The organism is Dorea ammoniilytica, from assembly GCF_025567415.1.
GTDB lineage: Bacteria > Bacillota > Clostridia > Lachnospirales > Lachnospiraceae > Claveliimonas > Claveliimonas ammoniilytica.
Genome location: NZ_JAOQJV010000026.1, coordinates 14,135 through 22,603 on the forward strand (window position 1 = coordinate 14,135; position 8,469 = coordinate 22,603).

Consider the following 8,469-nt stretch of genomic DNA (forward strand, 5'->3'; position numbering starts at 1 on the left):
GAAAAGCTGGAAAAAGAAATTGCCCGCACAGAAGCTATGAGTGTATTTGAGAAAGAATACAGTGATCATCAGGCAATATGCGGTATTGATGAGGTGGGACGCGGACCATTTGCAGGCCCGGTTGTTGCCGGAGCTGTCATATTACCAAAGGATCATCCGATTCTGTATCTTAATGATTCGAAGAAATTATCAGAAAAGAAGAGGGAAGAGTTGTATGAAGTGATTCTGAAAGAGGCAGTTGCTACGGGAATCGGTATGGCAAGTCCGGCAAGGATTGACGAGATCAATATTCTGCAGGCAACGTACGAAGCGATGCGTATGGCGATCAGCAATCTGTCAGTACAGCCGGATCTGTTGTTAAATGATGCTGTTACTATACCGGAAATTGAGATTATGCAGATACCGATCATTAAAGGAGACGCTAAGAGTGTATCCATTGCGGCAGCAAGTATTCTTGCAAAGGTGACAAGAGACCGATTGATGGTTGAGTATGAAAAAGTATTTCCGGGATACGATTTTGCATCCAATAAGGGTTATGGTACCAAAGCACATATTGAGGGATTAAAGAAGTTTGGACCGACACCGATCCACCGGATGAGTTTTATCCATAAATACATATAATAGCAGAGTCATAGATGTTGTAATTGAGGGATTTACAGAATATGAGAGCAAACACTTATACCGATGCAAAAGCGAAAGCAGTATAACAAGAAGAATCAACGTTCTGTGGGTGCCAGATACGAGCAGGTTGCAGGAAAATATCTTGAGCAACAGGGCTATCAGATTCTGCAGTATAATTATCGCTGCAGACAGGGTGAGATTGATATTATTGCCAGAGATGGGGAATATCTGGTATTCTGTGAGGTGAAGTACCGCACAGACCGCAGAAAAGGTATGCCGTCGGAAGCGGTTCATATAAGGAAACAGCAGGTCATCTCCAGATGTGCACTTTATTACATGACGGTAAATGGTGTGTGGGGATGTCCTTGCAGATTTGATGTAGTAGGCATTCTGGGAGAAGCCGATGATGAGATTCGGCTGTACCGGAATGCATTTGATTATAAAGGGTAGGGACTAGAACATATGAAGATAAAGTATGCAAATGATAAATCCATATGGAATCTGACAGAATCAGCAGGCGTTCCACTGCTGGTAAGTCCATTGTTGGAAGAGACTGGAATTGTGAAACAGGGATTTTCAACAAAGCTTGGCGGTGTCAGCAAGGGAGATTGTGCTACGATGAATATCAGTACCACCAGAGGGGATGATCCGGAGGCGGTAAATGAGAATCGCAGAAGACTTGCGGCGGCAATTGGTGTGGAAGAACGCAAAATGGTATATACGAATCAGACACACACTACCAATGTGGCGGTAGTGGATGAGGCGAACTATGGTGAGACGATGCCGGAGACGGATGGTATGATCACCAATGTGCCGGGGCTTTGTCTGGTGACCTTCTATGCAGACTGTGTGCCTTTATATTTTGTGGATCCGGTAAAACGTGTTATCGGGCTGAGTCATTCTGGATGGCGCGGCACAGTTCATAAGATGGCTATTGCGACGGTTCGGAAAATGCAGGAGACATTTGGATGTGATCCGGTGGACATCCGCTCGGTTGTAGGCCCGTCTATCTGCCAGGAATGTTATGAAGTCAGCGAGGATGTCGTTGATGAATTTCGGGCAAATTATAAAGAAACAGACTGGGATTCATTATTCTATCGCAAAGAGAATGGAAAGTATCAGCTGGATCTCTGGCGTGCCAATGAGATCAATCTGTTGGATGCAGGTGTAAAAGCAGAACATATGGCGGTGACGAATGTGTGTACCTGCTGTAATCACGAGCTGTTATTCTCGCATCGCTATACCAAAGGAAAACGAGGTAACCTCAGTGCATTTCTTGCATTAAAAGAAGAGACAAAAGTGGAGTAAGGAGACGGAAGTATGGATGAAGTAATAGAAACGACCAATGAAGCGGCAGAAGATGTGAATGTTTTTATTCAATATCTGCAGGATCACATTCCGAATCTGATCAGTTTTGCTATAGAGATCGTACTTGCACTGATATTTTTCTTTCTTGGAAGAATCATGATCAAATGGATCCGAAAGCTGGTACGCAAAATGCTGGAAAAATCCAATGTAGACAAAGGTGTGGAAACTTTTGTGGATTCATTATTAAAGTTTATGTTGTATGGAATACTGCTGTTTACCATTGCAACGAAATTTGGATTTGATACCGCATCGGTTGCAGCGTTGATCGCATCTGCAGGTGTTGCAGTAGGTCTGGCTGTGCAGGGAAGTTTGTCCAACTTTGCCGGTGGTATTCTGATTCTGCTTTTGAAACCATTTGTGGTAGGCGATTATATTATTGAAGATAATCACGGTGATGAAGGAACAGTAAAGGAAATTCAGCTCTTTTATACCAAATTATTAACGGTCGATAACCGTACTGTTGTTATTCCAAATGGTATGCTGACTAATAACAGTTTAACTAATGTTACCCATATGGATGAGCGTAAACTGGAACTGAAGGTATCGATTTCCTATGAATCTGATCTTTTGAAAGCAAAAGCAGTGTTGGCAGATCTGATCCGAAAGGAGTCAAGAATCATGCAGGATAAAGAACACAGAATCTTTGTAGATGAACTTGGTGATGACGGAGTGATTCTTGGAATGCGATGTTGGGTAAGTACAGAAGATTACTGGAATGTGCGCTGGGATATGCTGGAAGAGATCAAGCTGACATTTGACAGGGAAAGTATTGTGATTCCGTATCGTCAGATGAATGTACGGATTCAGGAATCCAATTAAAAAAGACTTGCAAATTTTCACAAATCAGATATAATATTAGTTGTGACTGCTTATGGCAGATCACATCTGCTGGAATGGCTCAGTTGGTAGAGCACTTCACTCGTAATGAAGGGGTCGTCGGTTCAAGTCCGATTTCCAGCTTATATGTAGGGGCTGCGCATTGCGCAGCCTTTTGTATTACCGGATTTACAAAAGGAGAATACGATATGAAGATTACGAGACAAATGCTGTTTCCGTTAGCATTTTATAAAAAGTCCAAATTCAACGGCAGCAAAGGAAAATACAATTATCGAATTGAAAAATTTGATACTGAAGCTGAGGGTTCCCGGTTCAAACTGACAATCTGGGAGGGTCCGGAATGCTATGATGTATCGAAAGCGGAAAAGAAAGAATCTGTGTATCCATTCAATGATGAAGGGATGGAAGAGATTCTTGGGGTGTTAAATCAGTTATAGTGTTATCGGTGCTGACGGGTGAGGTACCATTTTTCTAAAGCATTGATCAGTGCATACAGAAGCATTGCCATCAGGCACAGGAGGCAGATGCTCATCAGCAGATGATCCATTTTGAATACCTGGCTTGAGTAGATGATCAAATAACCCAGACCGCTTCTGGCTGCCAGAAATTCTCCGATGATCACGCCCACAAGACAGAGACCGATATTAACTTTCATAATGTTGATGATAGCCGGAAGAGAAGCAGGCAGAACAACTTTGGTAAGAGCATGGAATTTTGTGCCGTGAAGTGTGTAGATCAGTTTGATCTTCTCCGGATCTACAGAGATAAAGCTGGTGTACAGACTTAGTATGCTGCCGAAGATCGCAACAGACATTCCGGCTACGATGATCGTAGTGCGATTGGCACCCAGCCATACGATGAGGAGCGGTGCCAGGGCAGACTTAGGCAGACTGTTCAGTACGACCATATAGGGATCAAGTATTTCAGATAAATGGCGGAACGTCCAGAGAAGTACCGCCATTAAGATACTGATCAGAATGACAAGCAAAAAGCTTACGATGGTTTCGTAGAGTGTGATTCCTATATGATGGAAAATGACACCATCCACCATCAATTCGCGAAAGCAGAGAACAATCCGTGAGGGACAGCTGAAGATAAAGGAGTCGATGATTCCGGTGTTAGCAGTGAATTCCCATACGGATAAAAAACTGAACAGGATCAGGATTCTGGATACACGGACGACGCGTCTGTGTCTTTTTTGTATATGAAGATATTTTCGCTGTGCTGCAGATAATTCATGCATCGCTATTCAGCTCCTTCCATATCAGTGAAAAGTAATTTTTAAATTCCTGTGCATTTCTTCTGTTTAATGGAGTATCGTCTTCCAGATTAAAAATCAGTGGGACAGTCTGTTGGACAGTGGCAGGTCTTGAAGTTAAGATAATGATTCTGTCTGCCAGTGAAATTGCTTCTGACAGATCATGAGTCACCAGAATAGCCGTTTTCTTTTCTCTTTTCAGAATCTGTCCAATGTCATCGCCTACACGCAGTCTGGTCTGATAGTCCAGTGCAGAAAACGGTTCATCAAGAAGCAGAATATCAGGTTCCAGAATAAGGGTGCGCACCAGGGCTGCCCGCTGCCGCATACCACCGGAGAGTTCAGATGGTCTGGAATTTTCGAATTGCTTTAATCCATAAGTATCTAATAGCTCATGGGCTTTTTCCCTGGTTCGGGCAGAGAGCGTATGCTGGATCTCAAGACCTAAAAGTACATTATGGTAGATGGTCCGCCATTCAAAGAGCTGGTCGTGCTGGAGCATATAGCCGATATTTGCAGCACTTTCCCGCAAAGATCTCCCATTGATTTTAATCAGACCTTTTTCAGGTGCGATCAGCCCTGAAATGAGGGAGAGTAAGGTGGATTTGCCACAGCCGGAAGGTCCGACGATGGCAATGAACTCACTTTCATTTACCGAAAATGAAAGATCTGTGATGGCAGGAGTTTCGCCGTCGGTATTATGATAGGAATAATAGATAGATTTTAATTCCAGAATCCGATCAGTATGCTTTCCCATATAGCCTCCTAAAAAAAGATGTTCTGGTTCATTTTATGAAAATGTAAGAAAAGAGTTCTTGCGACGGTAAGAGAAATGCCATATACTGAATAAACATAAGGTAACAGTATTTATACAGATACGGACAAAGGAGATGTCTGAAATGAACTATCAGAAAGAACTGGATAAGCTGATCGTAAAGCTGGAAAAAGAAGAACGGGTGCCAACACTTTTGCTGCATAGCTGCTGTGCACCCTGCAGCAGTTATGTGCTGGAATATCTGAGCCAGTATTTTGAAATCACAGTCTTTTATTATAATCCCAACATTTACCCGGAATCTGAATATTCCAAGCGTATTATTGAACAGCAGAGGTTGATTGATGAACTTCCTGCAAAGCATAAGATCAGTTTTGTGGCGGGAGAATACGACAAGGATAGATTCTATGATATGGCGAAAGGGCTGGAAGATGCCAGGGAGGGTGGAGAACGTTGTATGCGCTGTTACGAACTTCGCTTAAGAGAGGCGGCAGAGCTTGCAAGAGACGGTGGCTATGAATATTTTACCACAACACTCAGTATCAGCCCGATGAAGAATGCTCAGAAGTTGAATGAGATCGGAAGCAAGCTGGCGGAAGAATATGGTGTAAAATATCTACTGTCAGACTTCAAGAAAAAGAACGGATATAAGCGTTCTGTTGAGTTGTCGAAGGAATACGGACTGTATCGGCAGGACTATTGTGGATGCGTTTATTCCTGGAATGAAGCGGAAGAGAGACGGCGACAGAATGCAGAAAAAGCATAGATATGCATCAGAAATGCATAAAAAGTCAGATGAGGGACTTTTCAAGGTTCTGATTGTATGCTAAAATATGTAACTGAATATTTCAAAAGAGAAAACATGATATAGAAAGAGGGATACCAATGGCACAATTATGGGGCGGACGTTTTACAAAAGAGACGGATCAACTTGTTTACAATTTTAACGCTTCTATTTCATTTGATAAAAAACTGTATGCGCAGGATATCCGTGGAAGTATCGCACATGTGATGATGCTTGCCAAGCAGGAGATTCTGACTGAGACAGAGAAACAGCAGATCATTGAAGGACTGGAAGGAATCCTCGATGATGTGGAGAAGGGTAAACTTGAGATTACAGATAAATACGAAGACATTCACAGCTTTGTGGAAGCGAATCTGATCGACCGGATCGGAGATGCGGGCAAAAAGCTGCATACCGGAAGAAGCCGTAATGATCAGGTGGCACTTGATATGAAGCTGTACACCAGAGATGAAATTGCTCAGATCGATCAGTTGTTAAAGACGCTTTTACGAACGATTCTGGGAATCATGCAGGAGAATACGGAGACGATTATGCCTGGATTTACACACCTGCAGAAAGCACAGCCGATCACACTTGCGCATCATATGGGCGCATATTTTGAGATGTTTAAGCGAGATCACGAACGTATGCGTGATATCAGCAAGCGAATGAATACCTGCCCGCTTGGCTCAGGAGCTCTTGCAGGCACCACTTACCCACTGGATCGTGATTATACTGCAAAGCTTCTTGGCTTTGACGGACCGACACTGAATAGTATGGACGGCGTATCTGACAGGGATTATCTGTTGGAGCTCCTTTCGGCTTTATCTATTGTCATGATGCATCTTTCGCGTTTCTGTGAGGAAGTGATCATCTGGAATTCTAATGAATATCAGTTTGTAGAGATCGATGATGCTTACAGTACCGGAAGCAGTATTATGCCGCAGAAGAAGAATCCGGATATCGCAGAACTTGTAAGGGGTAAGACAGGACGTGTTTATGGCGCGCTTACATCTCTGCTTACTACGATGAAAGGTATTCCGCTTGCTTATAATAAAGATATGCAGGAAGATAAAGAGATGAGTTTTGATGCCATTGATACAGCCAAAGGATGTATTGCACTCTTTACCGGTATGTTGAGTACCATGCAGTTTAAAAAAGATAATATGCATGCAAGTGCCAAGAATGGTTTTACGAATGCTACAGATGCGGCAGATTACCTGGTAAATCACGGTGTTCCGTTCCGTGATGCACATGGCATTGTAGGTCAGCTCGTCCTTTACTGTATTGAGAAGAATATTGCATTGGATGATATGTCATTGGAAGAGTACAAAGCAATTTCTCCGGTATTTGAAGAAGATATTTATGACGCGATCAGCATGGAAACCTGTGTAAATAAACGTCTGACAACTGGAGCACCTGGTAAAGCTGCTATGGAACAGGTGATTCAGATTTACAAACAGTATATCAGAGAATATGATAAATAAGAATGAGACAGGAGGAAAAGGCAATGGATGAAAAGTTAAAAGTAGGTATTTTGGGTGCAACTGGTATGGTAGGTCAGAGATTTATCACACTGCTTGATAATCATCCGTGGTTTGAAGTAGTAACGGTAGCTGCGAGCCCGAGATCAGCAGGCAAGACTTATGAAGAGGCGGTCGGAGGACGTTGGAAGATGGATACTCCGATGCCGGAAGCAGTTAAGAAACTGATTGTACTGAATGTCAATGAAGTAGAGAAAGTGGCATCTACCGTTGATTTTGTATTTAGTGCAGTGGATATGACTAAAGATGAGATTCGCGCGATCGAGGAAGAGTACGCGAAGACAGAGACACCGGTTGTATCTAACAACAGTGCCCACAGATGGACACCGGACGTACCGATGGTAGTACCGGAGATTAATCCGGAGCATTTTGAGGTTATTGCAGCTCAGAAAGAGCGTCTTGGAACCAAACGCGGATTTATTGCTGTTAAACCAAACTGTTCTATCCAGAGCTATGCTCCTTGCCTTGCTGCATGGAAAGAATTTGGACCAAAAGAACTGGTAGTTACTACATACCAGGCAATCTCAGGAGCAGGAAAGACATTCCGTGACTGGCCGGAGATGGTAGAGAACATTATTCCTTACATCGGTGGAGAGGAAGAAAAGAGCGAACAGGAGCCATTGCGTGTACTTGGTAAAGTTGAAAATGGTCAGATTGTAAAGGCAGAATTGCCAAAGATCACCTGCCAGTGTATCCGTGTACCAGTATTGAATGGACATACAGCAGCTGTATTTATTAATTTTGAGAAGAAACCAACGAAGGAACAGCTGATTCAGGCACTCCGCGATTTCAAGGGATTCCCACAGGAAGCAGAACTTCCAAGTGCTCCAAAGCAGTTTATTCAGTATCTGGAAGAAGATAATCGTCCACAGGTTAAACTGGATGTAGATTACGAACATGGTATGGGTGTATCGATCGGACGTCTGAGAGAAGACAGCATGTATGATTTCAAATTCATCGGACTGTCACATAATACCGTACGTGGTGCTGCAGGTGGAGCAGTGCTTTGCGCTGAAACATTGACAGCAAAAGGATATATTACAAAGAAATAAGGGCAGGGATCAGAAACCTGGCATATACAAGAAGAACTCCCGTGGATTGATATGCTCCCTTTTAGGTAGACAAGTAAAATAATAAAAACTTGTTTCCTGAAAGGGGGTATTTTTTTGGGGTCAATCATTTTTTTCGTGGGATTGACGTTACCACGTTATAGGTTTTCTAAGCCGTCCGCCAGCCTTGACATGAACCTCAGGTAATGCGTAGGGTAATCACCCCGACGGCGAAG

10 protein-coding genes and 1 tRNA gene are annotated in these 8,469 nt (G+C 43.1%); 9 read left to right on the top strand and 2 right to left on the bottom strand.

Annotation, left to right across the window (positions count from 1 at the left end; genetic code table 11):
- The 6 genes from OCV65_RS12815 to OCV65_RS12840 all read left to right on the top strand — a co-directional run.
- The coding region (locus OCV65_RS12815) for a ribonuclease HII (RefSeq protein WP_317258823.1) at positions 1 to 621 on the top strand (621 nt) is incomplete at its 5' end.
- Between the two features lie 63 nt (positions 622 to 684).
- Entirely contained in the window at positions 685 to 1,071 is a 387-nt protein-coding gene (locus tag OCV65_RS12820; protein ID WP_262582381.1) for a YraN family protein, read from the top strand.
- A 12-nt stretch (positions 1,072 to 1,083) separates the two neighbouring features.
- Positions 1,084 to 1,929, top strand: coding sequence for a peptidoglycan editing factor PgeF (gene pgeF, locus OCV65_RS12825; protein ID WP_262582382.1), 846 nt, complete (start codon positions 1,084 to 1,086; stop codon positions 1,927 to 1,929).
- Between the two features lie 12 nt (positions 1,930 to 1,941).
- Positions 1,942 to 2,808 carry a mechanosensitive ion channel family protein gene (locus OCV65_RS12830; RefSeq protein WP_262582383.1) on the top strand — a complete coding sequence of 289 codons (867 nt, stop codon included), beginning with the start codon at positions 1,942 to 1,944 and terminating at the stop codon, positions 2,806 to 2,808.
- 68 nt (positions 2,809 to 2,876) lie between these two features.
- Positions 2,877 to 2,949: transfer RNA gene (locus OCV65_RS12835), tRNA-Thr, on the top strand.
- 65 nt (positions 2,950 to 3,014) lie between these two features.
- Positions 3,015 to 3,263: a hypothetical protein gene (locus tag OCV65_RS12840; protein ID WP_262582385.1), complete on the top strand. Its 249-nt coding sequence runs from the start codon at positions 3,015 to 3,017 to the stop codon at positions 3,261 to 3,263.
- Positions 3,264 to 3,265: 2 nt separating this feature from the next.
- Here OCV65_RS12840 and OCV65_RS12845 read toward each other — a convergent pair whose 3' ends face one another.
- Positions 3,266 to 4,069: an ABC transporter permease gene (locus tag OCV65_RS12845; RefSeq protein WP_262582387.1), complete on the bottom strand. Its 804-nt coding sequence runs from the start codon at positions 4,067 to 4,069 to the stop codon at positions 3,266 to 3,268.
- Positions 4,062 to 4,841 carry an ABC transporter ATP-binding protein gene (locus tag OCV65_RS12850; RefSeq protein ID WP_262582389.1) on the bottom strand — a complete coding sequence of 260 codons (780 nt, stop codon included), beginning with the start codon at positions 4,839 to 4,841 and terminating at the stop codon, positions 4,062 to 4,064. Before OCV65_RS12850 ends, OCV65_RS12845 begins: the two co-directional genes overlap by 8 nt.
- 142 nt (positions 4,842 to 4,983) lie before the next feature.
- Between OCV65_RS12850 and OCV65_RS12855 the strand changes: the two genes are divergently transcribed.
- From OCV65_RS12855 to asd, 3 genes are all read left to right on the top strand, one after another.
- On the top strand, positions 4,984 to 5,622 hold the full coding sequence (locus tag OCV65_RS12855; RefSeq protein ID WP_262582392.1) for an epoxyqueuosine reductase QueH: 639 nt from the start codon (positions 4,984 to 4,986) through the stop codon (positions 5,620 to 5,622).
- Between the two features lie 119 nt (positions 5,623 to 5,741).
- Positions 5,742 to 7,127 carry an argininosuccinate lyase gene (argH, locus tag OCV65_RS12860; protein ID WP_118383538.1) on the top strand — a complete coding sequence of 462 codons (1,386 nt, stop codon included), beginning with the start codon at positions 5,742 to 5,744 and terminating at the stop codon, positions 7,125 to 7,127.
- Between the two features lie 23 nt (positions 7,128 to 7,150).
- On the top strand, positions 7,151 to 8,236 hold the full coding sequence (gene asd, locus OCV65_RS12865) for an aspartate-semialdehyde dehydrogenase (RefSeq protein ID WP_118383539.1): 1,086 nt from the start codon (positions 7,151 to 7,153) through the stop codon (positions 8,234 to 8,236).
- Positions 8,237 to 8,469 lie beyond the last annotated feature (233 nt).

Coding starts and splice junctions, on each gene's coding strand:
- OCV65_RS12850 (WP_262582389.1), bottom strand. CDS start 4,841: ATGGGAAAGCATACTGATCGGATTCTGGAATTAAAATCTATCTATTAT.
- argH (WP_118383538.1), top strand. CDS start 5,742: ATGGCACAATTATGGGGCGGACGTTTTACAAAAGAGACGGATCAACTT.
- pgeF (WP_262582382.1), top strand. CDS start 1,084: ATGAAGATAAAGTATGCAAATGATAAATCCATATGGAATCTGACAGAA.
- OCV65_RS12820 (WP_262582381.1), top strand. CDS start 685: ATGCAAAAGCGAAAGCAGTATAACAAGAAGAATCAACGTTCTGTGGGT.
- OCV65_RS12845 (WP_262582387.1), bottom strand. CDS start 4,069: ATGCATGAATTATCTGCAGCACAGCGAAAATATCTTCATATACAAAAA.
- asd (WP_118383539.1), top strand. CDS start 7,151: ATGGATGAAAAGTTAAAAGTAGGTATTTTGGGTGCAACTGGTATGGTA.
- OCV65_RS12855 (WP_262582392.1), top strand. CDS start 4,984: ATGAACTATCAGAAAGAACTGGATAAGCTGATCGTAAAGCTGGAAAAA.
- OCV65_RS12830 (WP_262582383.1), top strand. CDS start 1,942: ATGGATGAAGTAATAGAAACGACCAATGAAGCGGCAGAAGATGTGAAT.
- OCV65_RS12840 (WP_262582385.1), top strand. CDS start 3,015: ATGAAGATTACGAGACAAATGCTGTTTCCGTTAGCATTTTATAAAAAG.